Origin of the sequence: [Clostridium] citroniae WAL-17108 (assembly GCF_000233455.1) — a bacterium.
Lineage (GTDB): Bacteria > Bacillota > Clostridia > Lachnospirales > Lachnospiraceae > Enterocloster > Enterocloster citroniae.
Window position 1 is genome coordinate 2,119,312 of record NZ_JH376420.1, and the last position, 26,427, is coordinate 2,145,738.

The 26,427-nt window shown below is 51.1% G+C and carries 24 protein-coding genes; 4 read left to right on the top strand and 20 right to left on the bottom strand.

Going from position 1 to position 26,427, the window contains the following annotated elements; translation table 11 throughout:
• Window positions 1-540: 540 nt before the first annotated feature.
• The 4 genes from HMPREF9469_RS09690 to HMPREF9469_RS09705 all read right to left on the bottom strand — a co-directional run bounded on the left by HMPREF9469_RS09690 (window position 541) and on the right by HMPREF9469_RS09705 (window position 3,110).
• Complete coding sequence (locus tag HMPREF9469_RS09690; RefSeq protein WP_007861393.1) at window positions 541-1,413, bottom strand: Cof-type HAD-IIB family hydrolase; 873 nt, start codon at window positions 1,411-1,413, stop codon at window positions 541-543.
• 63 nt (window positions 1,414-1,476) lie between these two features.
• The gene (locus tag HMPREF9469_RS09695; protein ID WP_007861394.1) at window positions 1,477-2,019 is read right to left on the bottom strand and encodes a GNAT family N-acetyltransferase; all 543 of its coding nucleotides are present in this window, start codon (window positions 2,017-2,019) and stop codon (window positions 1,477-1,479) included.
• An 87-nt stretch (window positions 2,020-2,106) separates the two neighbouring features.
• A complete protein-coding gene (locus HMPREF9469_RS09700; RefSeq protein WP_007861395.1) occupies window positions 2,107-2,625 on the bottom strand; it encodes a permease in 519 nt (172 codons plus the stop codon).
• A complete protein-coding gene (locus HMPREF9469_RS09705; RefSeq protein WP_007861396.1) occupies window positions 2,622-3,110 on the bottom strand; it encodes a hypothetical protein in 489 nt (162 codons plus the stop codon). Before HMPREF9469_RS09705 ends, HMPREF9469_RS09700 begins: the two co-directional genes overlap by 4 nt.
• A 204-nt stretch (window positions 3,111-3,314) precedes the next feature.
• Between HMPREF9469_RS09705 and HMPREF9469_RS09710 the strand changes: the two genes are divergently transcribed.
• The 3 genes from HMPREF9469_RS09710 to HMPREF9469_RS09720 all read left to right on the top strand — a co-directional run bounded on the left by HMPREF9469_RS09710 (window position 3,315) and on the right by HMPREF9469_RS09720 (window position 7,505).
• Window positions 3,315-3,824, top strand: coding sequence for a PAS domain-containing protein (locus tag HMPREF9469_RS09710; protein ID WP_007861397.1), 510 nt, complete (start codon window positions 3,315-3,317; stop codon window positions 3,822-3,824).
• 91 nt (window positions 3,825-3,915) lie between these two features.
• Window positions 3,916-5,382, top strand: a complete 1,467-nt coding sequence (locus HMPREF9469_RS09715) for a GntR family transcriptional regulator (RefSeq protein WP_007861398.1) — start codon at window positions 3,916-3,918, stop codon at window positions 5,380-5,382.
• Window positions 5,383-5,438: 56 nt separating this feature from the next.
• Window positions 5,439-7,505, top strand: coding sequence for a thioredoxin domain-containing protein (locus HMPREF9469_RS09720; RefSeq protein WP_007861400.1), 2,067 nt, complete (start codon window positions 5,439-5,441; stop codon window positions 7,503-7,505).
• Window positions 7,506-7,582: 77 nt separating this feature from the next.
• On the opposite strand, the gene HMPREF9469_RS09725 is transcribed toward HMPREF9469_RS09720, so the two are convergent.
• The 6 genes from HMPREF9469_RS09725 to HMPREF9469_RS09750 are packed head-to-tail and all read right to left on the bottom strand — an operon-like array spanning window position 7,583 to window position 12,499.
• Complete coding sequence (locus tag HMPREF9469_RS09725) at window positions 7,583-8,320, bottom strand: phosphatase (protein WP_007861401.1); 738 nt, start codon at window positions 8,318-8,320, stop codon at window positions 7,583-7,585.
• A gap of 40 nt (window positions 8,321-8,360) precedes the next feature.
• On the bottom strand, window positions 8,361-9,203 hold the full coding sequence (locus HMPREF9469_RS09730) for a metallophosphoesterase family protein (protein WP_007861403.1): 843 nt from the start codon (window positions 9,201-9,203) through the stop codon (window positions 8,361-8,363).
• A 33-nt stretch (window positions 9,204-9,236) separates the two neighbouring features.
• Window positions 9,237-10,019 (bottom strand): phosphonate ABC transporter, permease protein PhnE, encoded by a 783-nt coding sequence (gene phnE / locus HMPREF9469_RS09735; protein WP_007861405.1) that lies wholly within the window; start codon window positions 10,017-10,019, stop codon window positions 9,237-9,239.
• Window positions 10,016-10,795: a phosphonate ABC transporter, permease protein PhnE gene (gene phnE / locus HMPREF9469_RS09740; RefSeq protein ID WP_007861407.1), complete on the bottom strand. Its 780-nt coding sequence runs from the start codon at window positions 10,793-10,795 to the stop codon at window positions 10,016-10,018. The genes phnE (HMPREF9469_RS09735) and phnE (HMPREF9469_RS09740) overlap by 4 nt, the downstream gene beginning before the upstream one ends.
• On the bottom strand, window positions 10,785-11,558 hold the full coding sequence (gene phnC / locus HMPREF9469_RS09745; RefSeq protein ID WP_007861409.1) for a phosphonate ABC transporter ATP-binding protein: 774 nt from the start codon (window positions 11,556-11,558) through the stop codon (window positions 10,785-10,787). Before phnC ends, phnE (HMPREF9469_RS09740) begins: the two co-directional genes overlap by 11 nt.
• Window positions 11,559-11,581: 23 nt before the next feature.
• Entirely contained in the window at window positions 11,582-12,499 is a 918-nt protein-coding gene (locus tag HMPREF9469_RS09750) for a phosphate/phosphite/phosphonate ABC transporter substrate-binding protein (RefSeq protein WP_040415860.1), read from the bottom strand.
• A 277-nt stretch (window positions 12,500-12,776) separates the two neighbouring features.
• Between HMPREF9469_RS09750 and HMPREF9469_RS09760 the strand changes: the two genes are divergently transcribed.
• Entirely contained in the window at window positions 12,777-13,478 is a 702-nt protein-coding gene (locus tag HMPREF9469_RS09760; protein ID WP_007861412.1) for a cyclic nucleotide-binding domain-containing protein, read from the top strand.
• A gap of 95 nt (window positions 13,479-13,573) precedes the next feature.
• Here HMPREF9469_RS09760 and rny read toward each other — a convergent pair whose 3' ends face one another.
• From rny to HMPREF9469_RS09820, 10 genes are all read right to left on the bottom strand, one after another.
• Window positions 13,574-15,124, bottom strand: coding sequence for a ribonuclease Y (gene rny / locus HMPREF9469_RS09765; protein ID WP_007861413.1), 1,551 nt, complete (start codon window positions 15,122-15,124; stop codon window positions 13,574-13,576).
• Window positions 15,125-15,249: 125 nt separating this feature from the next.
• Window positions 15,250-15,876, bottom strand: coding sequence for a regulatory protein RecX (locus HMPREF9469_RS09770; protein WP_007861414.1), 627 nt, complete (start codon window positions 15,874-15,876; stop codon window positions 15,250-15,252).
• Entirely contained in the window at window positions 15,873-17,009 is a 1,137-nt protein-coding gene (recA, locus tag HMPREF9469_RS09775; RefSeq protein WP_007861415.1) for a recombinase RecA, read from the bottom strand. The genes HMPREF9469_RS09770 and recA overlap by 4 nt, the downstream gene beginning before the upstream one ends.
• Window positions 17,010-17,338: 329 nt before the next feature.
• On the bottom strand, window positions 17,339-18,382 hold the full coding sequence (locus HMPREF9469_RS09785; protein WP_007861416.1) for an acyltransferase family protein: 1,044 nt from the start codon (window positions 18,380-18,382) through the stop codon (window positions 17,339-17,341).
• Window positions 18,383-18,711: 329 nt separating this feature from the next.
• Window positions 18,712-19,881: a ribose-phosphate pyrophosphokinase gene (locus HMPREF9469_RS09790; protein ID WP_007861419.1), complete on the bottom strand. Its 1,170-nt coding sequence runs from the start codon at window positions 19,879-19,881 to the stop codon at window positions 18,712-18,714.
• Between the two features lie 118 nt (window positions 19,882-19,999).
• Window positions 20,000-20,980, bottom strand: a complete 981-nt coding sequence (locus HMPREF9469_RS09795) for an ATP-binding protein (protein ID WP_007861420.1) — start codon at window positions 20,978-20,980, stop codon at window positions 20,000-20,002.
• Window positions 20,981-20,995: 15 nt separating this feature from the next.
• On the bottom strand, window positions 20,996-22,447 hold the full coding sequence (locus HMPREF9469_RS09800; RefSeq protein ID WP_007861421.1) for a DnaD domain protein: 1,452 nt from the start codon (window positions 22,445-22,447) through the stop codon (window positions 20,996-20,998).
• 350 nt (window positions 22,448-22,797) lie between these two features.
• The gene (murC, locus tag HMPREF9469_RS09805) at window positions 22,798-24,183 is read right to left on the bottom strand and encodes a UDP-N-acetylmuramate--L-alanine ligase (RefSeq protein ID WP_040415866.1); all 1,386 of its coding nucleotides are present in this window, start codon (window positions 24,181-24,183) and stop codon (window positions 22,798-22,800) included.
• A gap of 177 nt (window positions 24,184-24,360) precedes the next feature.
• Window positions 24,361-24,858 (bottom strand): QueT transporter family protein, encoded by a 498-nt coding sequence (locus HMPREF9469_RS09810; RefSeq protein ID WP_007861423.1) that lies wholly within the window; start codon window positions 24,856-24,858, stop codon window positions 24,361-24,363.
• A 703-nt stretch (window positions 24,859-25,561) separates the two neighbouring features.
• Complete coding sequence (locus HMPREF9469_RS09820) at window positions 25,562-26,386, bottom strand: TrmH family RNA methyltransferase (RefSeq protein WP_007861424.1); 825 nt, start codon at window positions 26,384-26,386, stop codon at window positions 25,562-25,564.
• Window positions 26,387-26,427 lie beyond the last annotated feature (41 nt).

A 26,427-nucleotide genomic window follows, 5' to 3' on the forward strand; every position in this document is an offset into this window, starting at 1 on the left:
TTTATGCAAAATGACAAGAGTCTCTATTTGTGGTTGGGATCCTTCTCTCACATGCCCCCGTCTCCCGTTCCGGCGTCAGGACATGAAAATACCGGCGTCATCAACGCCGGTATGGGATTTCTTAAAATTGTTGCTATCTGCCGGTATGCCCGCAGATCACCTCTGATAACGCCCTGCTTATGCTTGGCGCCATGTTTTTTCTATTTTCCACACCATTATAATACCACAAAAACGGCCTAAATACAAGACTTGTAATGGTCTCCCAGGGCTTTGGATATACCTCTGCTGACCGTTGAAGAATGCAACCTGCTGCGGACCCGCTTCCTATCTTCTTGCGTGGAAGAGATCTGCACATGCATAAAACCCGCGATCCGCTCAGCAGTCAGCCGGATTCCGGGAGCCGGTCCATATTTTGAACAGGCTGCTTCCGATTATGCTGCGCGGATACGCTTTGGAATTGATTCCGACTGTCTGGAAACAGTGCTCTACGCTTCAAACCAGACCCAATCATTTTCCTAACCCATTTTCCGATTCATTTCCCTAATCCGTTTCTCCAAACACATACGTTCTGATCGCCCAGGCCACCCCATCCTCCTCATTGGAGAGGGTGCGGTACCGGGCCGCTTCCAGGATGCACGGCATGGAGTTGGACATGGCAACGGTCCAGCCAAAGTCCTGGGTAAACATAGACAGGTCGTTGTCACTGTCCCCCAGGACCATCACGTCCTCCAGCGGGATCTGCTTTCGCCCGGCATAATACTTAAGGGCCAGTCCCTTTTGGGCATTTTTTCCAGTGACCTCGATATTGGTGGGAAAGGAGGAGGCCACTGCCAGCTCCGCATAGGCCTGGAATTCATCTTTTATCTCCATCACGGTTTCCTCCGCCAGGTCATCGGCACATATTTTATAGACCGACACCTGGGAAGGGATCTCCGAGGAATGCCTGATAAAGGTGATGGAGTCCATCCGCTCCTCAACCCGTTCCCGAAGCGAAGGCGGCAGCCGGCCGGGATCCGCTATGCCGCCGTTCCAATGCCTGCACAGTTCGTCCAGCACCGCCTCCCTTTTTGAAGTGCTGTACCATCCGCCGGACGTCATGAATTTCATGGTTGCCCCCTGGCTTAGAAGCACTGCCTCGGCATCGGCCACATCCTGCCGCGCCATGGGTATTTCCAGCAGCCGTTTTCCTTCCCTGTCATAGACGGCAGCGCCGCTGAGGCAGATAAACCCACACTTGATCCCCTTGCTTTCCAGCAGGGCTTTGGCTCCGCCATAATCGCGGCCGCTGCATATTATAAACTCCACTCCATACTCATCCAGAGCCTGAATGGCCCTGATATTGGCCTCTGAAACATCAGAATGCCGATCCAGGAGCGTGCCATCCATATCGGACGCAATTAAACGTATTCCCACAAAGTTCCTCCTTCATCATCCCTGCCCCATATGTATTGGGGTGTTTTCTTTCTGTCCAGCTGCCTATAACAGCTTTTGATACAGTTCAAACCGATCCAGGCCGTATTTGCCGTATCCCAGATCCACTGTATCAATATACTGAAAGCCATACTTTCTGTACAGCCTGATCGCCGGCAGATTCTTTTCATATACATCCAGGCGTACGGCCTTTGCCCCCTCGGCTTCTGCGTGGCTTATGATAAAATCCATCAGCTGCATTCCCACCCCTTTGTTCAGATAATCCGGGTGGACCGCTAGGGTGTACACCACCAATATGTCCCGGTAATCCAGGTCCGTATGCCAGTCCGCCTTCTCATATCCCGGTTCAGGCTCACGGCGCAGGATCACAGTCCCCGCAATAGGCCCCGGTTCCCGGTTCCCGCACTCCCTGACCACATACAGGCACCCTTCCCCGATCCCGCTCTCAGCAGTGTCCCGGGCCGGATAGATACCGCTGATCCATCCGGGATAATTAATATGTTTTCCCAAATGCTCATGTAACCTGCCATACAGCTGTTCCAGCTCGTCCGTATCAGCCGCTGTTCCCTTTTCGATCACCGTTGTCATATGCTGCTCCTCCGTTTACCCCAATGGGAAATTCACCTTTCCCCTCTCTTCATTATAAACAGTTTTTTACTTTGGCACAATCGTATTTTAGGATTGGTTCCTTCTGTACATCTCCTCCCTTTCCGTTTGTGTCAGCGCCCTCTCCACCAGGGCCGCTATGGCAAACACCGCCAGAAGATTCATTAAAAAGCGGCAAAGGGAAAACGCAGCTCCCAGGGAAGATATCTCAAACAGCAAAAGAGGGATCCGTACGCTTGCGCTGGAACACAGGAAAATGAGTACATTGGATATCCTGCCCCCCTTTTTCAGGAGCATGCCGGCAATGGGCAGCAGTGCGTAAATAGGCACCGCAGTTACAATCCCAATCAGCAGTGAGATGGCCATACCCCTAAGCCCGGAATCCGTTCCCATGATCTGCATCATTTTTTCTTTCTCCACCCACACGTCCATCAGGCCTACGCACAGAAAAACAGGGATCAGATTCCACAGAAACTGAACCGTCCCCTTTCCCGTATACACAAGCACATCCTTGGCTCCATCCGGCCGGATCACAATCAATGCAGCGATCAGGGCCGCTGCCAGCCCCCATATCCTCCTGTTCTTCATGCCAGGATCACCCCCAATGCCCAGGATGTGATAAATGCGGACACAAAGAAAAAAAGGTTGCGCAAAATAGAAGCCTTCACTCCCAGATACCGTATCTCCAGTGGAAGCGTGGCAATTCCCACCGTGGTGAGCGTGGAGATAAACACTGCCATCTGGGGAATACCAGCCCCGCTTTCAAGGAGCCGGGAGACCATAGGAAACACTGCCAGCACCGGTACCAGGGCAACTGCTCCGGTCAAGGCTGACAGGACCATTCCCCTGAAACCGGACCCGGTTCCGATCACGTCCCGGATCATCCCCGGTGTCACGGCTGTAAATAGAATGCCTGTGATCAAAAGGATGGTGAGAAAATGGGGCAGCACTCCCAGAAACATGCGAAACCCCTTTTTTACTGCCTGATTTGTCTTTTCCCGGTCCTTACGGAAGGATACGGCCAGACAGGCTGCGGCCGCTCCATATAAAAGCCCTGTAAATGTCAGATTCATTGATCTACCTCCTGTTATTTCCTGTTTTGCCCATTATAATTTAAAACCATTAAAAAGTACGTTGCACAGGCAACCAAAGAGGCAAATCACCCTATTGCTTTTATTCCGTTTATTAGATATAATATGATCAAGGTAGATTTTCATATTGTTTGCTAAAGGGATCTATCCATTATTTTTACACCGACAAAGGAGAACAATTCAAATATGGTACTTCAGAATAATACATCGATTAACAGTGATCCCAGCAGGTCTGCTGCAGCTCCCACCAACAAATCCAACAAAATAATGGCCGGTACGGACAGCAGTATCATCAAGTGCATATTGGATGAAGATCTGACCATTCTGGTGGCAAACGCGTCCTTTTATAAGGAGATCGGCTATACCAAGGAGGATTTTCTTTCCAATTTTATGGGTCTGCGCCAGTATTTAAGCCAACACACCAAGGAATTTGACAAATTAAGGCTTGCGCTGACAGAGGCCGCGGCCAATGGAAGCAAGCATCTTGTCACAGCCTGCCTTCTGCCAGCAAAGGATGGAAGACTTTTATGGTTCCGTCTGAACATTATGTTAACCGGCGCCACAGCCAACAGCCGTCCCATGTTCTCCGCATCCCTGTCCGACATCACCGAACAGACGGATGCAGCCGAACCAAGGATGCAGTACCTCCACTGGATGATGGATGAGTATTCACAGGCTGTATGCTCCGCCTATTGACACCGGGCATCTTCCCTGTCTCCTGCTAAAGCATGGATTTCTTACCATGTTTTTTCAGCAACTATAAATACTCATGAAAGGAAGACGTCCCATGTCCAATTCCAACAGCAGGGAACGGACCATTTATCGGAGCCTGGCAGGAAAAATACAGCTGGGCTTTTATGATAATGAAACCCGCTTTCCCTCTGCCAAGGAAATCGCCAGCCAGTATCAGGTATCCTACTGTCCTGCCCAAAGGGCCCTTAAGATGCTTGAACAGGGTGGCCTTATTAAGCTTTGCCGCGGAAAATCCACTGCGATCCTTGACAAACCATACAGGGATTACCTGGAAAGCCCTGTTTTCAAACAACGTGCCCATTCCCTCTTAGATGTGATACGGACCCTGAATTTAATCCTGCCGGACCTCTGTTTATACGGCATGATCCACGGTGACAGCCGCCACCTGTCCGTACAGCCGGGTGACAGAAACGCTCTCAGCATCCCCGGCAGATATCTCTACCAGCAGTTTGAAAATTCCTTTCTGGCCCTTGGAAGCCGGACCGCCCTCAGTCTCTATTATGACATCAGCTCATTTGCCGAAAGCGCCCTGCTGGATATCCTTTACTCCAAGCTGGGAAGTTCCAAAGCAGATGACCTGATGACGGATGTATCAGCGGAATACGATTACTGCGTCCGGAACAGCAGAACGCTTCCCCCTGTCCGGATCAGGCAGCGCCTGGAGCATTTAAGCGGTATCTTTTATGGAATCATAGAATCTTACCTGCTGGAAGTCCCCGGTATCACGGCACCGGGTCAGAGGGAGGTCTTTTCCTGGGCGCCCCGCAAGGGACGCACACGGTACTGCGATACCCTGGCGATCAACATTGTATGTAAAATCAATCAGGGTGTTTATCCTGTTGGAACGCTTTTGCCAAGCGGGTCAGCGCTGGCAGATATCTACCATGTATCTGAGATCACCATGCGCAGGACCATCCATCTGCTGAACCAGTTGGGAGTGGTCAAGACCTTGAACGGAATCGGCACGCGGGTCATTTCCGCCAGCGGGCCTGAGCTCCTCTATAAGATCAGGGAACTGATGATGGAAGATCATCTCAGGGGTTTTCTGGAAGCCCTTCAACTGCTGGCAGTGACCTGCGAGCCTGTTATCATGCATTCATTTCCCTATTTTTCACAGAAGGCTGTGGACAGCATTGCTATGGCCGCCTCTGTACCGGATACAAAGGAGTCCACTACAGCTGTGCTCAACGCCGTGATGCAGGCAGTGATCCGTTTCTGTCCCCTTATGACCATACGGGACATCTACCGCAAGATCACACTGTTTTTGTCAGAGGGAAATGTCCTGCGCCCGGAAGTAACAGGTCCCGGGCCGGTCAGCGGATGGAACATGATCTCCCACAGGATACAGGAAAGCTGTGCTGCAAAAGACAGTGCATTGCTGGCAGGGACATTCCGGCTTTTGTCTGAGAGAGCCTTTCTGTCAACCAAACAGGCACTTCTTGAATTAGGGATCAGCCAGGCAGAGGAGGTGGCCGGTGAGACTTTCCTGATTTCCGGTTAAGATCCGAAAAACCGCGGATACTATTCCCAAACGATCAGGAAAAGAGAGGAAGCAATATGCCCAATCATCTGTACAGCGAAAAATCCCCTTATCTGCTGCAGCACAGCGAAAATCCCGTGGACTGGTATCCCTGGTCCGACCAGGCGTTTCTCAAGGCGCAATCAGAAGGAAAACCGGTGTTTTTAAGCATCGGATACTCCACATGCCACTGGTGCCATGTGATGGCACACGAATCCTTTGAAGACAAAGAAATCGCCCGGATCCTAAATACCCATTTTGTGCCTGTGAAAGTGGACCGGGAGGAACGCCCGGAGATTGACATGGTATATATGTCGGTCTGCCAGGCCATGACAGGCCGGGGCGGATGGCCCCTTACCATCATCATGACGCCGGATAAAAAACCGTTTTTCGCAGGAACTTACCTGCCGCCCAGGTCCAGGTATGGGATGACTGGGCTGACGGAACTCCTTGAAAAGGTGTCCGGGCTTTGGGAGACAGACCGGGAACAGCTGCTTCAGATGAGCCGGCAGGTCATGTCCCTGATCCACGGCAGGGAAGGGAATGGGGCGGATGGGATGGGAACGGCCGGAGATGGGATGGATGGCACGGGAACGGCCGGGGATAGAACGGAAGATTCTGTATCATGGGAACTGGCCCATGAAGGATTTAAGGAGCTCAGCGCCATGTTTGACAAAAAACACGGCGGTTTTGGCCGGGCTCCCAAATTCCCTGCTCCCCATAACCTTCTGTTCCTAATGATGTACTACGCTGCGCGGGATGAGGATCATGCCATGGACATGGCGGAACAAACGCTGACAGCCATGGCCCGGGGCGGGATCCACGATCAGATCGGCGGAGGCTTCTCCCGTTATTCCACGGATGAAGCCTGGCTGGTTCCCCATTTTGAAAAAATGCTGTATGACAATGCCCTGCTGGCCCTGGCTTACCTGGAAGGATACCGGCTCACGGACAATCCCTATTACAGGCAGATCGCGGAAAGGATCCTGATCTACGTGGAACGGGAATTAAGTGACAGTGACGGAGGATTCTACTGTGGTCAGGACGCTGACAGCGAGGGGGTGGAAGGAAAGTTTTATGTATTTTCAAAAGATGAGATCAGACAGATTCTGGATACCCCCCGGGAATATGATGATTTCTGCCAGTGGTTCGGCATTACGGAAAAGGGGAACTTTGAGGGGAAGAACATTCCCAATCTCCTTCACAACCCCGGCTATAAAGATACCTTCCCTTTCATGGGTCCGGTCTGCAAAAAGGTATATGATCACCGTATCAAACGGATGGCTCTTCACAGGGATGATAAGATTTTGACTTCCTGGAATTCAATGATGATCACGGCTTATGCAAAAGCCGGTCTGCTGCTGGATCAAAAGGCCTATGAGAAAAAGGCCCGAAACGCTCAGATGTTTGTGGAACAGCATCTGGTGGATGAAAACCACAGAATGTTTGTGAGATACCGGGACGGCGAACGCGCCTTTCCGGGCAATCTTGACGATTATGCCTACTACTGCCTGGGGCTGCTGGCACTGTATGAGGCCACACTGGAGGTGGATTACCTGGAACTGGCCCTTAAAAGGGCGGCGCAGATGGCGGACCTGTTCTGGGACAGCCGGCAGGGAGGCTTTTACTTTTACGGCAGGGATGTCCAGGAACTGATCCATCGGCCAAAGGAGATCTATGACGGAGCTGTTCCCTCCGGAAATTCAGCCGCCGCCCATGTGCTTCTTGCACTGGCCTCCCTCACGGCAGAACCAAGATGGCAGGAGTTTGCAGACCGGCAGCTGGCATTTCTTGCAGCCGGTGCAAAGGGGTATCCCTCGGCCCACTGTTTCTCTCTCATGGCGTTTATGAAAGCCCTCTCCATATCCCGGGAGCTGGTGTGTGTATCGGCAGACAACAAGGCGCCGGATGAGCTTTTTGATTATATGAGGAGGCAGAAAAAAACGCCTATCTCCATTCTGTTTAAGTGCCCCGGGAATGAGGATCGCCTGTCCCGGATCGCTCCGTTTACAAACGCTTATCCTATTCCCGGGCAGGGAGTTCTTTACTATCTGTGTGAGAACCACACATGCGGCGTTCCCGCATCCACCCTGCCCGTATCATAATGCGCGGCGCCTGTCTCTGCCCGTATCATAATGCGCGGCCCGTCCCTGCCCGTATCATATTGCGCGGCCCGTCCGGCTCAGGCTTCCAGGCAGCGCCTCTTTCTTCTCCGGGCCAAAAGGTCCAGGAATCTCTCTGTTGAAGTATTGGCCACCAGTTCCTCCGGGAAATCCACCTCCCGGAGTACCTGGGGCGCCTGGTCAAACAGGCCCACCGCACCCGCATAGTGGGCGTCCGTACCCATGGAAACAGGGACCTGGTACTGTTTGCACAGCTTAAGCATGGTCTTCATATTCTCCCTGGTATTCAGGCGGTAAAATGCTGTCTTTACAGAGGAGTTGTTGATTTCCAGCAATACCCCCTGCTCTTTTGCCTTTTTTACAAGACGTTCAAAATCCACCGGGATGTATCCGTCCTCCGGATGCCCGATGATATCCACATATGGATTTTCCATGGCCTTTAAATAGGCCTGTGTGTTTTCCTCCATGGTCCCGGCTTTTGTGCAGGCAGTGTGGAAGCTGGCAATGCACAGGTCCTGCCGCTTAAGGATCTCCTCATCCAGATCCACATTTCCCTCAAAGTCCAGTATGTTCAGCTCCACCCCATAAAGCATACGGACACCGTACATTTCCCCGGGCAGCACATGATAGTTCATAAAATGCAGCTTATGGCTGGAATCCGCCAGGGCCGGGCCGTGGTCCGTGATGGCCAAAAGCTCCAGTTTCCTGTCCGCCGCCGCCCTGGCCATCTCCGCCACTGTGGAGTAGGCGTGGGCGCTGGCAATGGTGTGGGTGTGGGTATCTAAAACCAATCTCATGTTTAATTACCTCCTAAAAAAACTGCACCCTGAAGTTTCCTTAAAACGTCAGAGTGCCCAGTATACGGCCATTTGCAAAGGTCTCGCTTCTGCTCATCCTGACCATACCCTCTTCTATCCTGTAACTATTATAACCGTACTTTTCCTGGAACCGCACCTTCCCGCCTCCCACGTTATCCCCGCAAAAGGACAGGCTGTCCGCAATGTGGCAGGGACGTCCCGCGGCCAGGCCCGCGTAGTGGTGATGGGTATGGCCGCATAGGATCAGGAAGATCCCGCTGTCCCCGATCAGTTCCAACAGTCTGCCGCTTTCCGGCAGGGGCGGGATCTGCCCCTGTTCGCACAGCAGATGGTGGTGGGTTACCAGGATGGCCGGGTGGTTTCCCACTTCCTTTAAGGCAGTCCTGAGCCAGTTGAGCCGTTCCTCGTCCAACCTTCCGTCCGGAACCCCCTGAGCCGAGGTGTCAAAGGAGATCACAGCAGTCCCATCCACCCACTCCACCTGGTGATAGGGCCGGCTGTCACAGGAACCTGCAGTTCTTTCTCCGTCCGTCCCCTCCTTTAACCACCCTTCCCTGAAGCTTTGTTTGTTATCATGGTTACCCAATGTCACCACCAGGGGAACATCCCCGATCCGCTCCCTGATATGGTGTTTCAGGCTTCTGTAATCCTCTGCGTTCCCATCTTCCGTCAAATCGCCGGTGACAACCACCAGATCTACCGTCTCCCGGTCCCCTGCCACCCGGTCCAGGCATTCATCCAGGAAAACCGTGGGGTTCTGCATGGCGGACAGCATGTTCTGATATCCATCTCCATTGGCGTTCCTGAACCCTTTTCCAAATTCTCTCCTGTAATGAATGTCTGACAGATGTAAAATATACATTTCCTATATCCTTTCCTTTTTCTGTCTCAGCCCCTATTTCAGCTTTTTGCGAATGTAACCTGCCAGGCTGTCAATGGCAAATACCGCCACGATCACACCGATCAGGATCACGCTCACCTTATCCCAGTTTCTGGCCTGGATGGCAAATACCAGAGGCGCTCCAATACCGCCCGCTCCTACCAGTCCCAAGGTGGTGGCGCTTCTCACCGCGATCTCAAAATGGTTCAGTGAAAGGGAGCTGTATATGGGCATAAGCTGTGGGATCCTTGCAAAAAACATGGTCTGCCAGAACCCGGCGCCAACGGCCGTCATGGCCTCCACCGGGCTCTCCTCCATGGCCTCCATTTCCTCGGTATACAATTTGCCCAGCATACCGATCTGATGGACGCCAATGGCCAGCACGCCTGCAAAGGGCCCTGGTCCTACCATCTTAACAAAAATAATGGCATAAACCAGCTCCGGGAATGCCCGCAGCACATTACAGACAAATTTCCCTGCCTTGGCCACCCAGGGATAGGAACGCCACAGGTTGGATGAGCTTAAAAGCGTAATGGGAAGGGCCAGGATCGTTGCAATGGCTGTTCCCAAACATGCGATCCCCAGTGTGAGAAGCAGAAGGCTGATCAGATCCTCCCCGCTTCCGTCATAGATATATCCCCAGGCCGGCTTTGCCAGTCCCCGGAACACATCCCCTGCCATGGATGGTGAAAAATACGCCAGGCCTGAATAATCAATCCCTGCAGCGGAGTAGACCAGAACCGCCAGCACCACGGCTGCGATCACCCATTGTTTCCTTGTTCTCTTATCCGTCATCATGCCAGCCTCCTTCTGATCGCCTCGCTGAGGCCGTCCACGGCCGCCACCACCACAAGGATCAGGAGAATGATGATGGACACCCTGTCGTACTGGAGCAGGGCCAGGGATGAATTAAGGATGATCCCAATTCCTCCCGCGCCCACATAACCCAATACCGCGGAGGCACGCACATTTACCTCCAGGGCATAGAAGGTATACCCGGCCACCTGGCTCATGATCTGGGGTGCCACGGACCAGAACGCAACCTGCACCTTGTTGGCCCCCACTGACACGGCAGCCTCAATAGGCCCCTCATCTATGGCTTCTATGGCCTCATACACAAGCTGGGAAACCAGACCAAAGGTAAACACGGCAATGGTCATAACGCCTGTAAACTCCCCGATCCCCACAATAGCAACCATCAGGGCTGCCAACAGCAAATTGGGTATGGTGCGTATAATGTCCAAGAAAAACCGGATCGCTGATGTAACCACACGGTTTCCCGTCACCACGGTGGTGCCTAAAAATGCCACCGGCACTGCAAACACCACCCCCAGGGCAGTTCCCACCACCGACATCTGGAGGGTGGAGATCATGGGACCGATCAGCTTGGGAATATAGGAAAAGTCAGGTTTCAGAAAGCGGGACAGGAAGCCGGACATCTGCTCCAGGTTTCCGAACACATCCAGGATATCCGCCTCTGTGACCCCAGCGCTTGCCGCAACACACAGGCCGATCACAAGCACAATGAACAGATGCTTATACCAGTTGAAATGGATGGTATCTTTAAGCTTCATCGGCAGCCCCTTCCTTTTCACTTCCAATATCCTTTCCGTAAATCCGTTTCAATTCTTCTGAAGTGAGTTCTGCCGGGGTCCCGTCAAAAATAACCCTGCCCGCCTGGAACCCCAGGATCCTGCCTGCAAACTCCTTTGCCAGCTCCACGGAATGGATGTTGATGATCACTGTCTTTTTCATATTCCGGTTGATCTGTCTCAGGTCTTCCAGGATCTTTCTTGTGGTCACCGGATCCAGGGATGCCACCGGCTCATCCGCAAGGATGATATCCGCCTGCTGCACCAGGGTCCTGGCAATGGATACACGCTGCTGCTGCCCGCCGGAAAGCTCATCACTCCTGGAGTGGAGCTTGTCTAAAAGCCCCACCTTTTCCAGTGCCTCACTGGCCAGCCTGTAATCTTCTTTGGAAAATATTCCCAGAATGCTCTTCCAGGTTGGATAATATCCCAGCCGCCCTGAAAGGACATTCTTTTGCACCGTGCTCCTCTTTACCAGATTAAATGTCTGGGAAATCATGCCGATATGACGCCGGATGACCCTTAGCTGTTTTTTCCCTGCCCTGGTTACCGAGACATCGTTGATACGTATATCCCCTTCCGTAATATCATGCAGACGGTTGATGGAACGCAGGAATGTACTTTTCCCAGCGCCGCTGAGGCCGATCACCGCCACCAGCTCGCCATCTCCAATGGACAGGTCCACCTGGTCCAGCCCCTTTACGCCGTTGCTGTATATTTTGGAAACATGTTCAAATATAATCATAACGCGTCCCTTTCCATCCAACCTTACTCAGCTGCTTTTGCCGTATAGTCCTTTACCGTATCATACACAGAGTCATTTGCTTCCTCATATCCCTTGTGGTTCCATAAGGACATGGCCTCCTGGCCTGCTTCATCATCTTTCATGTTCAGGAACACTTCCTTGACCTTTTCCTTTAATTCCGGCTCCATATCTGTCTGGACCGCAATGGCGTCATTGGGAATGTCCCCTTCCGTGAGGTAGAGGACCCTTAAGTCCTTCAGCAGGTCATGATCTGAAAACTTGGACGCAAACACGTTCCTGGCGCCCTCAAAGACAAAGCACGCATCCTGCTGCCCGCTTAAGACAGCGGTCATCTCACTTGGGATATCATTGACCGTGGTGAGGGTGCAGTCCTTGGTTGGGTCAATTCCCAGATCCTTCATCTCCGCAACCGGATAAATATAACCGCTGGCCGAATTGGGGCTTAATGTGGCGATTCTTTTGCCCTTTAGATCCTCCAGTGTCTGAAGGTCACTGTCTGCCTTTACCAGCACCTCTCCCTTAAAGGTTCCACTGAGCTTTCCCTCCTCAGGAAGGCCTGTCTCATGGCTGTAAGCTCCCAGCTGTGAGGTCAGGATCGCCTGCGCCGCTTTCTGATCCCTGGCCTGCACATAGGCGGCCGGAGGCATGATCCCGATATCCACCTTTCCTGAAGCCATGGCTTCCACAATGGTGGAATAATCAGTGGCCAGTGTTACATTTACTTTACATCCCAGCTTTTCAGACAGGTATTCTGCAAAGGGTTTTGCCTTTGCCTCCATGGAACCGTCATTATTGGTGGGTACAAACTGAACATTTAACTCCTTTGCCCCGGCAGATGCCTCTTTTTTACCGCCGCATCCGGCCAGCGCCAGCAGGCTTAACCCCAATGCTAATGTACAGACCACAACTTTCTTTTTCATGTCCCTGTTTCTCCTTTCGATGATACCGCTGTTTTCTTTGTCTGTTACCACTCCCAGCGCACAGGGGAACACACGGTTGTGCACTGAGGGCATATGAATCATAAAAAGTATACCAGACTGATTTCCCATTGCAAAATGACCTATGTCACATTTTGTATAATGTTTACTTACATTTTACGCCAATTTTCCAAAAAACCGCCTCCCGCTCTTGCGGCAGACCGAAACCTTGACTATAATGGGAGAGGAAAGGCCATCAGGCGGCAGAGGGAGGACTGACATGAGACGGGAGTATGATGAAGAAAAACTGCATTCTTATATCCGGGACAACCATCTTGAAAACTATATGTCCGCTGATATTTTCACCATCTCAGAACTGCTCCTGTTTGATAAAAATGATTATCTTGTGCAGGCCGGATATCCCGCCGACTACCTGTGTTTCCTTGTAAGCGGAGAGGTCATCATCTCCTCCTGCTCCACCAATGACAAGAGTACCTGCATCAGCTACTGCCGTCAGTTTACCATTATCGGCGAAGCCGCCTCCCTGTGGCAGATGGCGCCCTGCCGCAGCGTCAAAGCCCTGACCCGGTGCACCTGTATCGGCATCAACCTGACCAAACACCGCCAGATTCTGTTAAACGATCTTTTGTTCCTGCAGAATATATGCCAGATCCTTACCTGCAAGCTGAACTCTGAGAACGAACTGTCCCAGACCTTGTCGGAACCGCTGGAGGTACGGCTCTCCCGTTTTGTCCTTACCTATTCCGTCAACCAGATCTTTACATTTCAGCTGACCAACTGCGCGGATATCCTTAACACCAGCTACCGCCACTTGCTGCGGATGTTAAAATGCTTCTGCGCCATGGGCGTCCTGGAAAAAGCCAGAAACTGTTATGTGATCGTGGACAGGAAACGGCTGGAGGAGATCGCAAACGGAACCCTTGTGATCGGAAATCCCCAGGGAGGGGAACCGGTCTCCTAAAGCGCGGCGGTATAATACCCATATAAAAAATGCCCTAAAACCTCAGAATCTTATATTCTTACGGTTTTAGGGCATTATCTTTGTTTTCTAATTCACTACTTCGCGTAGTCGGTAACCCGGCTCTCACGTATTACATTGACTTTAATCTGTCCCGGATACTCAAGCTCGTCCTCAATTCGCTTCGAAACATCTCTTGCCAGCAATATCATATCGTCATCGCTGATCTGCTCCGGAACAACCATGATACGAACCTCACGGCCTGCCTGAATAGCAAAAGACTTGTCCACTCCCTTAAAGGAGTTGGTGATATCTTCTAATTGTTTTAATCTGTTTGTATATGTCTCCAATGTCTCACGTCTTGCACCAGGTCTAGCAGCAGATATGGTATCAGCTGCCTGAACAATGCAGGAGATGAGGTTGGTGGGTTCAACATCGCCATGATGGGATTCCACTGCGTTCAGCACGGTTGCGGACTCTTTGTACTTCTTACAAAGATCTGCTCCCAGCTGTACATGTGTACCTTCCATATCATGGTCAACGGATTTACCGATGTCATGTAATAAACCGGCACGTTTTGCTAAACGTACATCCACTCCAAGTTCCGATGCCAGAAGTCCTGACAGCTGGGACACTTCAATGGAATGCTTAAGGGCATTCTGTCCATAGCTTGTCCTGAACTTCATCTTACCAAGTAACTTAACCAGTTCGGGGTGAATTCCATGGATACCAACCTCAAGACAGGCGGCTTCGCCTTCTTCCCTCATGTTGTTCTCCACTTCTTTCTGTGCCTTCTCTACCATTTCCTCAATTCTGGCCGGATGAATACGTCCGTCCACAATCAAACGCTCCAATGCAATTCTTGCAACTTCTCTACGTATTGGATCAAATCCGGATAACACAACTGCCTCCGGGGTATCGTCGATAATCAATTCCACACCAGTCAGGGTCTCCAAAGTACGGATATTGCGGCCCTCACGTCCGATGATGCGTCCTTTCATCTCGTCATTGGGAAGCTGTACAACAGAAACTGTTGTCTCGGCCACATGATCCGCGGCACAGCGCTGTATGGCTGTCACCACCAGATCCCTGGCCTTCTTGTCAGCTTCTTCTCTTGCCTTGTTTTCAAGTTCCTTAATTAATTTAGCAGTGTCATGTTTTACATCTTCTTCAACAGATTTTAAAAGATATTCTTTTGCTTGTTCGGAGGTTAGACCGGATATCCGTTCCAGTTCCTGTATCCCCTGCTCATACTGGGCTTCCACTTCAGCTGTGCGCTTACTGAGAACATTTTCCCTTCTGACCAGGTCAGCCTCCTTCTTTTCCAGGGCATCTGCCTTTTTCTCAACGTTTTCTTCTTTGCTTAATACACGTTTTTCATAACGTTGAAGTTCCGCTCTTCTTTCCTTGGTTTCCTTCTCTAATTCATTTTTCGTCTTTAAAGATTCTTCCTTGGCTTCCAGGAGAGCTTCTCGCTTCTTTGTCTCTGCGGTTTTTAATGCTTCATCTATTATTTCCCTTGATTTCTCTTCTGCACTTCCTACTTTGCTGTCGTACTGCTTACGCTCATAGTTACGTGCTGCAAACCAAGTAATAATAGCCACAATTATCATAGCGATAATCATCATAGGGACCATTATCTCTGACACAGGAGCACCTCCTTATTTAATTTTCATTGTACTAACTACAACGTATTAATTTTATACTTTTTTCAGAATTATGTCAAGTATCTTCCCTCTATTTTCCCGTTAATACAGTCAATATAGACAAATTTTCAGTCCTGCCAATTCTGGTCCATATGGTCCGTTAATTCCCGTATAACTCGGTTGATTATCTCATAAGAATACCCTTTTCTGCCTAAATAGGCAGATAATCGGCCCTTTTCCTCATATGAAATCTCTCTTTTCCCCCTCAAACGCTTGCACAAAAGCTGTCTGGCGCTTTCCTCATCATCCACTTTGGATTGTGAAAAAGCCTCCTCAATATACTCCTGGCACACTCCTTTTTGCTGCAGATCATAGACCAGCTGCCTGCGGCTCTTCTTCTCACCATAGGATCGGATATAGCTGTCTGCATAGTCCCTGTCATTAATAAAACCATACTCCTTCAGGAAATTCATGGCATAATCCACCGCATCTTCGGGGTATCCGCAATCGGAAAGCTTTTTTTTCATCCAGGATTCTGTCTTGCCTGAGGATTTAAGCAGATATAGGGCGCGCTCCTTAGCCCGCCCTAATAATACCTCATCCAGGATCCTGCGGTAAACCGCTTCCTCCAGTTCCTTTCCCTCTTCTATGCCAAACCGTTCCACCTCACCTCTGTATAAAACAAAGGCAAAGCCTTCCTCAAGGAAGACTTTGCTCTTTTTCTTATCTACAGGGGTGATGGATGTGACCATCATACCAGCCCGGGAGCATCTTCGGTCTTAGCTCCCTCCGGTGCCTTGGTCTTCAAGGTCTTGGCAGCTGCATTCTCAGCCGCCTCCATAGCTTCTTCGGCTCCCGGCAGCTCATATCTGGCCCTTACCTTTGCCTCCACCTCAGCCATCATGGCCGGGTTATCCGCCAGGTACTGCTTGGAGTTCTCACGGCCCTGTCCAATCTTGGCACCGCCGTAGGCAAACCAGGCACCGCTCTTCTCTATGATATTCTCCTTAACTGCCAGGTCCAGGATATCTCCTTCCTTGGAAATGCCCTTGCCAAACATGATATCAAATTCAGCTTCCTTAAACGGAGGCGCGATCTTATTCTTAACCACCTTTACCCGGACACGGTTGCCGGTCACTTCCCCGCCCTGCTTTAAGGTTTCGATCCTGCGCACATCCAGACGCACGGATGAGTAAAACTTCAGGGCACGTCCGCCAGTGGTGGTCTCCGGGTTGCCAAACATAACCCCTACCTTCTCACGGAGCTGGTTGATGAAAATAACAATACAGTTGGACTTGCTGATAACAGCAGTCAGCTTACGGAGGGCCTGGGACATCAGTCTTGCCTGGAGGCCAACATGGGAATCACCCATCTCTCCATCGATCTCCGCCTTGGGAACCAGGGCAGCCACGGAGTCCACGATCACAATATCAACGGCGCCGGAACGCACCATGGTCTCAGTGATCTCCAGGGCCTGCTCTCCGTTATCAGGCTGGGATATGTACAGGTTATCAATATCCACGCCGATATTCCTTGCGTACACGGGATCCAGGGCATGCTCCGCATCGATAAAGCCGGCAATCCCTCCCCTCTTCTGAACCTCCGCCACCATGTGCAGCGCAACCGTGGTCTTACCGGAGGACTCCGGTCCGTAAACCTCTATGATCCTTCCCTTGGGAACACCGCCCAAGCCCAGGGCAATGTCCAGGCTGATGGAGCCGGTGGGAACTGTCTCGATATTCATATTAGCCCTGGAATCCCCCAGCTTCATCACGGATCCCTTGCCATATGCTTTCTCTATCTGTGTCAGGGCCGCATCAAGGGCCTTTAACTTCTCTTCTTTATTCATATCTCTGTTGATTATATTACTTTTCTCTTCTCTGGCCATCATATCCTCCAATGCGAACAAATGTTCTCTAACAGTTACAATCATAGTATAATTCAATGAAAATGTCAACCACTATTTTCCCGGGATTCCCCCTTTCCACGCTGTTCTTTCCTTGTGAGTACCGGGCGAACCGCCCCTTCACAGGTGCCTGTGCATGCACCCAACAGACCGCGCCGCGGCGCAGACCAAAGCTGTCGCAGGTAGATGCCTGCGGAAGTAGTTTTAGGATAGCATAGAAAGGAAGGTTTGGCAACAGGAAGGTTTGGCGGCAGGAAGGCAGCAGGGTTCCTCTGCCTGTCTGCATCCGCCTGTCCCTTTTGGCTCTCGCCTTAGCGGTTGCCGGAAAGAATGCGGTATAGTCCGGGTGAAAAGCGGGTCAGGACTTTTACCAGCAGGGTATTGATGGCTACCATCATAAGGGGCATGAAAAAGTAGGCAGCCAGCGCGGAGGCCGGGTGAGAAGGCAGGATCAGGGCTCCTGCCTTGTTAAAAAGGCGGACCCAGGCAAAGTGGATGGCATAGAGGAAAAAATTATGCTTCATCCACTCCCCGGCCAGGGGAAGGGGGAGAACCGCCAGGACGGACCAGACAGCGGCAACGCCCCATACCCGGTACAGGACGATCGCAAGAGCCCTGCCATGCAGAAGGCTTCCCGGAAGGGACAAAAAAATGAGCAAAAGCAGGGCAGAACCCAGGAGGGCAAACAGCTTTCCGGCGTGTGCCGGGCGTGCTTCAGCCCCTGCCCCCCATGCAGTGCGGTGAAGGCTTATATAGGCGGCAATGCAGAAATAGAACAGGGCATCCATGTTCAGGTGCGGAAAATCCCAGCCTTTCCACAGGGCAAAGGCGATCAGGAGCAGGGCCGCTCCCCCGGTCAGAGTCCGTCTAAAAACAGGATAGATAACAGGGGCCAGGGCAATGAGGATAAGGAGCTGGTACAAGTACCAGAATACGGGATTATAAGCGTAGTTTATAAGGGCATCCAGAAGGTTGGGCAGGTTAAAGGGAATGGGAGGTTTTCCTATGAGGCCGTGTATTGCCGGTATATGGGTGACTGCCACATACCCTGCATAATACAAAAAATTCCAAAGCAGATAGGGAATTAGGATGCTTTGAATGCGGGATCTCCATTTGGCGGCCAGAAGGGACCACTGAAAATTGCGGTAGAACAGATAGGAAGACACCATGAAAAAGCCGGGCACTGCGATCTGTCCCAGGTCTTCGCCCAGAATACGTTCCAGACGGCCCGCACGGGCAGCGGCCTCTGTGGCTCCCAGGTATAACTCTGCATTAAACGAATGCACCCATATGACAAGGATACTGAACAGAAATGTGATCCAGTAGATCCGGTTGCGAAACTGCCTGTCTTCCATAAAAGATATCCTCCCCTTGATAATGGTGTTCGCCAAAAATCTCCTGGCACTCAGATTTGAGAGATGGGTTTTTGTCGGTTGTACATAAATTTGTGAGGCGTACACGGTGTGTACGTTAAATCAATCTGTGTGCGGCCGGCGGGAAATCAGCCGCAAAGATAGGTGCCGGGGAAACTTCGATCGAACACAATGTACGCTCCCGAAAAAGAAAGACCGCTTCCCGGGACCTTACAGCCCTCATTACCGGAAAACGGCCTTTGGATCATTTGCGAACAGCAGGGTTCAGACACATACTGTGCTGTGTCGCCCACCGTACCTACGCTAAAGACCTAACTGCGGTACTGTGCCAGCAGCTTGTTGATCCTCTTGGTAGGTGTGAGCAGATCGCTTAATGAAGCATCATGATTCAGGTTGTCAATGATAAGGGCAATGTACTTGCTCATATCAACGTCAATGTAATACGGTCTTTCAAGCAGGTCAGGAGTCTGGTAAACCAGGTTGGTGGTCAGGATCCTGTCTATGATACCCTTTTCATAGTACTCGTCAAACTTGGTAAGCCCGCCGGTAAATAGACCAAAGGTGGCGCATACAAATACCTTTCTGGCTTTTCTGCGCTTCAGTTCCTTTGCGACATCCAGCACGCTTTCCCCTGATGAGATCATATCGTCAATGATCAGCACATCCTTGTTCTCCACGCTGGCTCCCAGGAACTCATGGGCCACGATTGGATTACGGCCATTGACGATCCTTGTGTAGTCACGGCGCTTATAGAACATACCCATATCCAGTCCCAGCATGTTGGCAAAGTACACGGCACGGCCCGTACCGCCCTCATCCGGGCTGATGACCATCATGTGGTCGCTGTCGATTTGAAGATCGGTCTCATTTTTCAGAAGGTATTTTAAGAACTGATAAATCGGCTGAACCGTCTCAAATCCCCTGAGAGGAATGGCGTTCTGGACACGTGGGTCATGGGCGTCAAAGGTAATGATGTTCTCCACTCCCATGTTTACCAGTTCCTTAAGGGCCAGGGCACAGTCCAGGGACTCCCTGCCGGAGCGCTTGTGCTGTCTGCTCTCATATAAGAAAGGCATGATCACATTGATCCTGTGGGCCTTGCCCGCAGCGGCCGCGATCACACGCTTTAAATCCTGAAAATGGTCATCGGGAGACATATGGTTGGTCATTCCAAAAAGGGAATAAGTGAGACTGTAATTACATATGTCAACCATGATATACAGGTCATCCCCACGGATGGACTCAAGTACAAGCCCCTTGCCTTCGCCAGAGCCAAACCTGGGCGTAATCGCATTTATAATATAGGAATCCCTTTGATATCCTGAAAATGCAATCGTAGATTTGTGCTCGCTCTCCCGCTCCCGTCTCCAGTCTACCAGATAAGCATTTACCTTGTCCCCCAGTTCCGTACAGCTTTTCAGCGGAATCAGACCCAGCGGTCCTACCGGGATAGTCTCAATGATCTTTTCCTCATATAACATGGTTTTAATCCTCCTGTTTTAGCCGGCGGCCTCTTTGCCGGACCGGCATATACTTTTATACCATCATTCTCCATGGTTCGTCAAGGGCATATCCCTTAGGGATTGCCATGTTTTGCGGTTATTTTTTTAACAGTCTGATATCCCCACCGTACAGCGGGATCATCCTGTACCCGCTCATGATCCTGGATGTCACCCTGTCCGTGTAGGAATCCCTTAAACGGGCCGGAGACAGATTGGTGGAAATAATCGTGGAGCGCTTCATGTTCATCCGCTCATTGATGCAGTAGAACAGCTGGGACGAGGTAAAGCTGTTGTTCAGCTCCGTACCCAGGTCATCGATGATCAGCAGGTCACAGTCCAGGATAAAGCGGTACATATCCCTCATATCCTCTGCATTTTCATAGTCAAACTTATTCCTGGAAAAAACCTCAAACAGGTCACTGGCGGTAAGGTAGACAACGGAATGGTACGTGTCCATCAGTTCCCTGGCAATACAGTTGGTGAGAAATGTCTTCCCCACCCCGGTGCTTCCTGTAAACAGAAGGTTCTCGTGCTGCTTGTCAAACTCCTTTACAAAATCCCGGCATTCCTTCACCACCCGTCTCATGTAGACGGCATTGGTCATGCCGATCTGAGGAAGTATCTCCTTGTCATCATAGTATGCAAAGGACAGGGCTGAAAAATTCTCCCGCTCCAGAACATCCTCCAGATTGGACTGGTCATGGAGCAGCTTCATCTGGGCCTTGAGGAAACAGTGGCATTTCTTTCCGTCCACCAGGCCCGTGTCCCGGCAGTCAGGGCAGCGGTACTGTAGCTCCAGATAGTTGTCCGGATAACCTGCCGCCTTAATGATCAGGGCTTTCTGTTCCCGCAGATCCTGAAGATCCTCCCTCAGCTTGTCAAGAACGCCCGTCTCCCCCTCCAGCAGCTTCCTGGCGCAGGCCACGGAGCGGCCGGCGATCTCCGCCTCCAGTTCCCTGATCACAGGCAGCTTCCTGTAAATCTCCCGGCGGCGTTCCTCCAGCTGGTGGTGGTTCTCGATCTGCTGTCTTCCATATGCCCTCATGATTGCGTCATACTGGGAATTGCTAAGTGCCATTGTCTGTTCTCCTTACTATTGCTGCTGGCCTACCCATTCCTTTACCTGCTTTAACATCAGGGCATCGTAGTCCGTGTCCCTCTGTTCAAAATTATGGAACTGGTTGGGAGCTCCTTTTCTGGGACGGCTGCCCTGGGTGCTTACGCCTGTGTCATATTTCTGGAGGCGCTTGTCCCTGGCCTGGGCATTCTGCTCCTTGTCCGCCATGCGTTTGTGGTCCAGTTCCCTGATATCCCCCAGAACGCGGACTCCGGACTTCTTCCAGTCCGTGAGGATCTTATCCGCATACTGGAAGCTGGGGTTGTGGATCGCCGTGATGGTCCTGTCACAGGCCTCCAGCACGACCTCCCTGGTAAAGCCGTAATCCCTGAACCATTTATCCATTAGTTTCTGCTCCGGCGCGGCCGGCTTTCTGCTGTTGATTCCAAATGCCTTCATCACGGCAAAGGAATCCTTATTATAGGCGGATGAATAATCCTTGGCCTCCTGGGCCGTGCGGATCCCCTTTTCATGCCAGTTCCTGGCCACTGCCTCAATGTAACGCACTGAGGTATGGCCATTCTGTACACAGTATTCCACCAGGTACTCCAGCAATTCGCTTCCCATCCCCAGATCCTCATACAGGTAAGCGAACACTTGGCAGTCCCTTGGTGTAAAGACCTTATTCATATACTTCTGGGCAATGTAGAGAAGCTGGGAAAATTCCTCGTCCTGGGAAAGGCGGTTTACCTGTTCCGCTGAATACACAGGCGTGTCCCCGGCTTCCCGGACCTCAATTGTAGGTTCGCCTGAGGCCTGTCCCGCAGGGTTCTGCGCCATGGCATTCCGTCCCATAAGGTTCTGCCCTGTGGGATTCTGCCCCATGGGATTCTGTCCAGTGGAGTTTTGTCCCGCGTCATTCTGTCCCACGGAGTTCTGTTTCATACCGCTCTGTGCCGCGCTGCTCTGTGCCATGCTGCTCTGTGCCATACTGCTCTGTACTATGCTGCTCTGTGCCATGCTGTTTTGTCCCGGGGGATTCTGTTCAGTGCAGCCCTGTCCCCGGCCATGTTGCTCACGGCCCACAGGATCATAGATCCCCTGTTCCCTTACAGCATATTCCCTTGCCCCCTGGTTCCTTAAAGGAGCTTCCCTTAAAGATCCATCCTTTAAACCGCGGTCACCGGCAGTCTGTCCGCTGGAGCGGGGCACTTCCCGGCACTCCGGGCAATCCCCCTGCCGCCCTTCCATGGCAGCCGTGATCACGCCCTGCTTTTCCCAGTATGAAAGCGCCCTCCGCACATCCGATTCCGTATGGTTAAGGGCGTCAGCTATCTGTTCTATGGTAATCTCTTCATCCTGATGGCGCAGCACATAGAGATATACCTTCACATATTCCCCGTTGGCAGCCGCCATATATTCATCAATAAACTTATGAGCCACCGCCGTGGACGGCACGCTCCATCTGTCCTTCAAATTCCCACCCATGTTCACCACTCCTTACTGCTGTCCGGCTCATTCCCCCTGCCCGCCGATACCGGGCTCCATGGAAAAAAGCCTGTCAAATACAGTGACAATGCCAATCAGGCGGCATATTCATATAATAACACATCCACTTACAAAAGAAAATAGGCGCACTTTTACACAATCCGACTTGTGGACATTGTGGATAATGTGGATAGATAGTGGACATAATTGTTCTCAGGCATGTCCAAATCCCCTTTTTTCCGTATAAATCCTGGAAATTCGGAATTGATTGACATTTTTTTATGTTAATCAAAGAATCCACATAGCTTCTTTACATAAAATGTTGAAAACTATGTGGATAATGTGGATAACTACTGCCCTAACAGCTTTTCCCCTACTTTTACAATGTCTCCGGCTCCCATAGTTATCAACAAATCACCGTTCATACAATTTTCCAAAATAAATGTTTCTATCTCATCAAAAGACGGGATATAATGGACCTCTGTGCCCAGCTTTTTGATCCGGTCCGCGATATCCCTGGAGCTCACTCCCAGGGTATCCGTCTCCCTGGCAGCATAGATATCCGCCAGGATCACCACATCCGCTGAGGAAAGGGTATCTGCAAACTGGTCTAAAAATGCCTTTGTCCTGGTATAGGTGTGGGGCTGGAACACACACCACAGCCTTTTGTGGGGATAATTCTTCGCAGCCGACAGCGTGGCCCTGATCTCCTGAGGATGATGTGCATAGTCATCAATGATGGTGACTCCGCCCACCTCACCTTTTTTCTCAAACCTTCTGTCCGTGCCCGTAAACTTTTTAAGGCCGGACATAACCGCATCAAATCCCACTCCCAGTTCCATGGCAACGGCAATGGCTGCAAGGGAATTATATACATTGTGTTCACCGGTCACTCCCAGTGTAATGCGATTAACGATCTCTCCCTGCACCACCAGGTCATAGGATGGCCTTGCGTATTCGTCATAGGATATATTCTGTGCCGTATAGGTGCTGGCAGCGTCCTTTCCAAAAGTCACCACCCGGCACTTTAAGTCCTTTGTTATCTCATCCACCGCCTCAATACCGCTGTTCACCACCAGAAGTCCGGCAGCCGGCAGCTTCTCAGCAAAGAGCCGGAAGGAATGGCGTATGTCCTGGATATCCTTAAAGAAGTCCAGGTGGTCTTCCTCAATATTCAGTATGACCTCCATGGTTGGGAAAAAGGACAGGAAACTGTTGGTATACTCACACGCCTCTGTCACAAAAAGCTCCGGCCCGCCCACCCGGATATTGCCTCCGATATCCTGAAGGATACCACCCACGGAAATGGTGGGATCCATGTCGCCTGCCAGCAGTATATCCGTGATCATGGATGTGGTGGTGGTCTTTCCATGGGTTCCGGACACAGCCACCGCCTGCTTATAGTTGCGCATCATCTCCCCCAGGAGTTCAGCCCTGGAAAGCATGGGAATCCCCTTTTCCTTTACCGCCATGAACTCAGGATTATCCTCATGGATGGCCGCCGTATACACCACCACATCAATCCCCGGCTCCTTCTCAATATTGGCAGCCCTCTGGCCGTAATACACCCTTGCCCCTCTATCCGTAAGGCGGTCTGTAAGCTCTGTCTCATGGGAATCAGAGCCAGTGACCGTAAACCCTTCTTCCAGAAGGATCTCGGCCAGGCCGCTCATGCTGATGCCTCCGATTCCTATAAAATGAACATGTTCTGGTTTGCTAAAATCTATCTGATACATAATAAATTGTCCTTCCCTGTGCCTTCCCGGCTGTCTTAAGCGCTGTCTGCACAAAAATATCTCTTCCTTATTATATCAAAAAAAAGCTGAAATGCTATAAGAAAAATGGAGAATTACCGGTTCCACGGCAATTCTCCATTATGGACTTTATTAAAATATATGGTGCGCAGGCAGCATTTATGCTGTCCTATGTCTAAAAACCAGGTCTTTATACCTGACCAGGGTGATGAGCAGGGCATTGCCAAGGACTCCGATTGCAAGGATCTCGCCGATCCCAACCGTTCCCATGGCCACAAGGATCAGGTCCTCTGAACCATAGGCATACCTGAGAACCCATGGAATGATAATGGTATTGGCCAAAATAGGCGGAATACACACAAACCACCTGTGCCTCCTCACATACCATGATCCTGCTGCTCCAATGAGTGTGGCCAGGCTTCCGAATACCACGTCCAGCGGCATGGCGCCGCAGAGCAGGTTGGAAAGCAGGCACCCCACAAACAGTCCCGGCACGGCAGCCGGCGTAAAGAACGGCAGTATGCACAATGCCTCCGCGATCCTGAACTGGACCGGGCCAAAGCTGATGGGCGCGAACACCATAGTGAGCACCACATAGATGGCTGCAATCATGGCCCCCTGGACCAGCATGTACAGCTTGGTGTTGTTTTCTCTCATATTCTGTTGTCTCCTTTAGTTTTGTTTTAGGTGTGGAAGGTCTCGAACACACCGGTCTGTGATTGCAGATCGTCCCTGAAATGCTGATAGGCGCCGGGAATCTGCGACCTTATTGCAGGGGATAGTTTAGCATATTTTTAGAGAAAACGCAAGCCGTACCACATTTTTACCCCATTAAGCATTTTTATCCTCATTTTTATCAAATATCATCAAATATCTGCCCAAGTATTTTCTCAAATATTCTCTCCTGGAAAAAGGGGCCGGTTTCCCGGCCCCTAAAATGCGTTCGCCATCATTCATCTCCCAGCCCTGGTTGTCAGGAGTATATGGGGGAAATATTCAGATGCCGCCAATGAAAGATCCCTTGACTGTCCATTCCATTCATTTGGTTGATTGAATAAAATATTCCTTCCTGTTCCCCATTCATATCTGTAAATGAGTAATGGGACGCACTATTGGTCAATCCATTCTGGTTTAACAGGGAATATTCCCTTTTGTTATAATCCACAGTGTACCTCTCTTTCAGCTATTCACATGTTTAAGCCTATGATGTCCATTTTCCTGCCCTGTGATGCATTGAAAACCAAAACACGGTACACGTATCTTATTATCCTGACAAAAAACAGAGCGTACTAAAACCATAAGTTCTGGCGCGCTCTAATAAAAAAATTCTTATCCTATAGACTCCCTCCATCCCCGCCCGTCACCTACGTCCCAGCTGCCAAAATGCAACCGCGCTTGCCGCCGCCACATTTAAGGAATCCACACCATGGGACATGGGGATACGGACCGTGTAATCGCAGTCGGCAATGGTACCCGCCGACAGTCCGTCCCCTTCTGTCCCCAGAATAATGGCCAGCTTTTCCTCCCGCATCAACTTCGTATCATCAATGGTGACGGAATCATCCTTTAATGCCATTGCGGCAGTTTTAAATCCCAGTTCATGTAACCGGCGGACCCCCTGCCCCGGCCAGGAATACCCGCTGTCCAGAAACGTCCATGGGATCTGGAACACGGTCCCCATACTCACCCTGATAGCGCGGCGGTACAAAGGGTTGCTGCATGCGGATGTGAGCAGGATCCCATCCATATTCAGTGCCGCGGCCGAACGGAATATAGCCCCCACATTGGTGGGGTTCATAACATTTTCCAGCACCGCGATCCGGCGTGCCCCGGCGCAGACCTCCTCAAGCTTTGGCAGAGGCGGGCGATGCATTGCGCACAGCATTCCCCGGGTCAGATGAAAGCCGGTAAGCTGTGTCAATACATCAAACTCCGCCGCGTACACAGGAATCTCACCGCAACGCCTGATGATCTTTTGGGCCTGGCTCTCCACGTGTTTCATCTCCATCAGCATGGAAATGGGAACGCAGCCCGCGTCCAGGGCGCGTTCTATGACCTTGGGGCTTTCCGCAATAAAGATCCCCTTGTCCGGCTCGTGCCGGTTTAAAAGCTGCCCTTCTGTAAGCCGGGCATAAATGTCAAGCTCCGGGGCGGCAAAATCCGTTATCTCGATTATATTTGGCATATGTAAACTCCTGCTTTTGTAACCGGCTTTGTTCTCCCGAA

Bases quoted from the DNA above. Each gene is read 5' to 3' on its own strand.
- HMPREF9469_RS09705 (WP_007861396.1), bottom strand. From the start codon at position 3,110: ATGAATCTGACATTTACAGGGCTTTTATATGGAGCGGCCGCAGCCTGT.
- HMPREF9469_RS09790 (WP_007861419.1), bottom strand. From the start codon at position 19,881: ATGTTATATGAGGAAAAGATCATTGAGACTATCCCGGTAGGACCGCTG.
- HMPREF9469_RS09710 (WP_007861397.1), top strand. From the start codon at position 3,315: ATGGTACTTCAGAATAATACATCGATTAACAGTGATCCCAGCAGGTCT.
- HMPREF9469_RS09715 (WP_007861398.1), top strand. From the start codon at position 3,916: ATGTCCAATTCCAACAGCAGGGAACGGACCATTTATCGGAGCCTGGCA.
- HMPREF9469_RS09725 (WP_007861401.1), bottom strand. From the start codon at position 8,320: ATGAGATTGGTTTTAGATACCCACACCCACACCATTGCCAGCGCCCAC.
- HMPREF9469_RS09785 (WP_007861416.1), bottom strand. From the start codon at position 18,382: ATGGAAGACAGGCAGTTTCGCAACCGGATCTACTGGATCACATTTCTG.
- HMPREF9469_RS09810 (WP_007861423.1), bottom strand. From the start codon at position 24,858: ATGAGAGAAAACAACACCAAGCTGTACATGCTGGTCCAGGGGGCCATG.
- HMPREF9469_RS09750 (WP_040415860.1), bottom strand. From the start codon at position 12,499: ATGAAAAAGAAAGTTGTGGTCTGTACATTAGCATTGGGGTTAAGCCTG.
- phnE (WP_007861405.1), bottom strand. From the start codon at position 10,019: ATGATGACGGATAAGAGAACAAGGAAACAATGGGTGATCGCAGCCGTG.
- HMPREF9469_RS09820 (WP_007861424.1), bottom strand. From the start codon at position 26,386: ATGCCAAATATAATCGAGATAACGGATTTTGCCGCCCCGGAGCTTGAC.
- HMPREF9469_RS09770 (WP_007861414.1), bottom strand. From the start codon at position 15,876: ATGATGGTCACATCCATCACCCCTGTAGATAAGAAAAAGAGCAAAGTC.
- HMPREF9469_RS09695 (WP_007861394.1), bottom strand. From the start codon at position 2,019: ATGACAACGGTGATCGAAAAGGGAACAGCGGCTGATACGGACGAGCTG.
- HMPREF9469_RS09795 (WP_007861420.1), bottom strand. From the start codon at position 20,980: ATGGCACTTAGCAATTCCCAGTATGACGCAATCATGAGGGCATATGGA.
- HMPREF9469_RS09720 (WP_007861400.1), top strand. From the start codon at position 5,439: ATGCCCAATCATCTGTACAGCGAAAAATCCCCTTATCTGCTGCAGCAC.
- HMPREF9469_RS09700 (WP_007861395.1), bottom strand. From the start codon at position 2,625: ATGAAGAACAGGAGGATATGGGGGCTGGCAGCGGCCCTGATCGCTGCA.
- murC (WP_040415866.1), bottom strand. From the start codon at position 24,183: ATGTATCAGATAGATTTTAGCAAACCAGAACATGTTCATTTTATAGGA.
- phnC (WP_007861409.1), bottom strand. From the start codon at position 11,558: ATGATTATATTTGAACATGTTTCCAAAATATACAGCAACGGCGTAAAG.
- HMPREF9469_RS09760 (WP_007861412.1), top strand. From the start codon at position 12,777: ATGAGACGGGAGTATGATGAAGAAAAACTGCATTCTTATATCCGGGAC.
- recA (WP_007861415.1), bottom strand. From the start codon at position 17,009: ATGGCCAGAGAAGAGAAAAGTAATATAATCAACAGAGATATGAATAAA.
- phnE (WP_007861407.1), bottom strand. From the start codon at position 10,795: ATGAAGCTTAAAGATACCATCCATTTCAACTGGTATAAGCATCTGTTC.
- HMPREF9469_RS09800 (WP_007861421.1), bottom strand. From the start codon at position 22,447: ATGGGTGGGAATTTGAAGGACAGATGGAGCGTGCCGTCCACGGCGGTG.
- HMPREF9469_RS09730 (WP_007861403.1), bottom strand. From the start codon at position 9,203: ATGTATATTTTACATCTGTCAGACATTCATTACAGGAGAGAATTTGGA.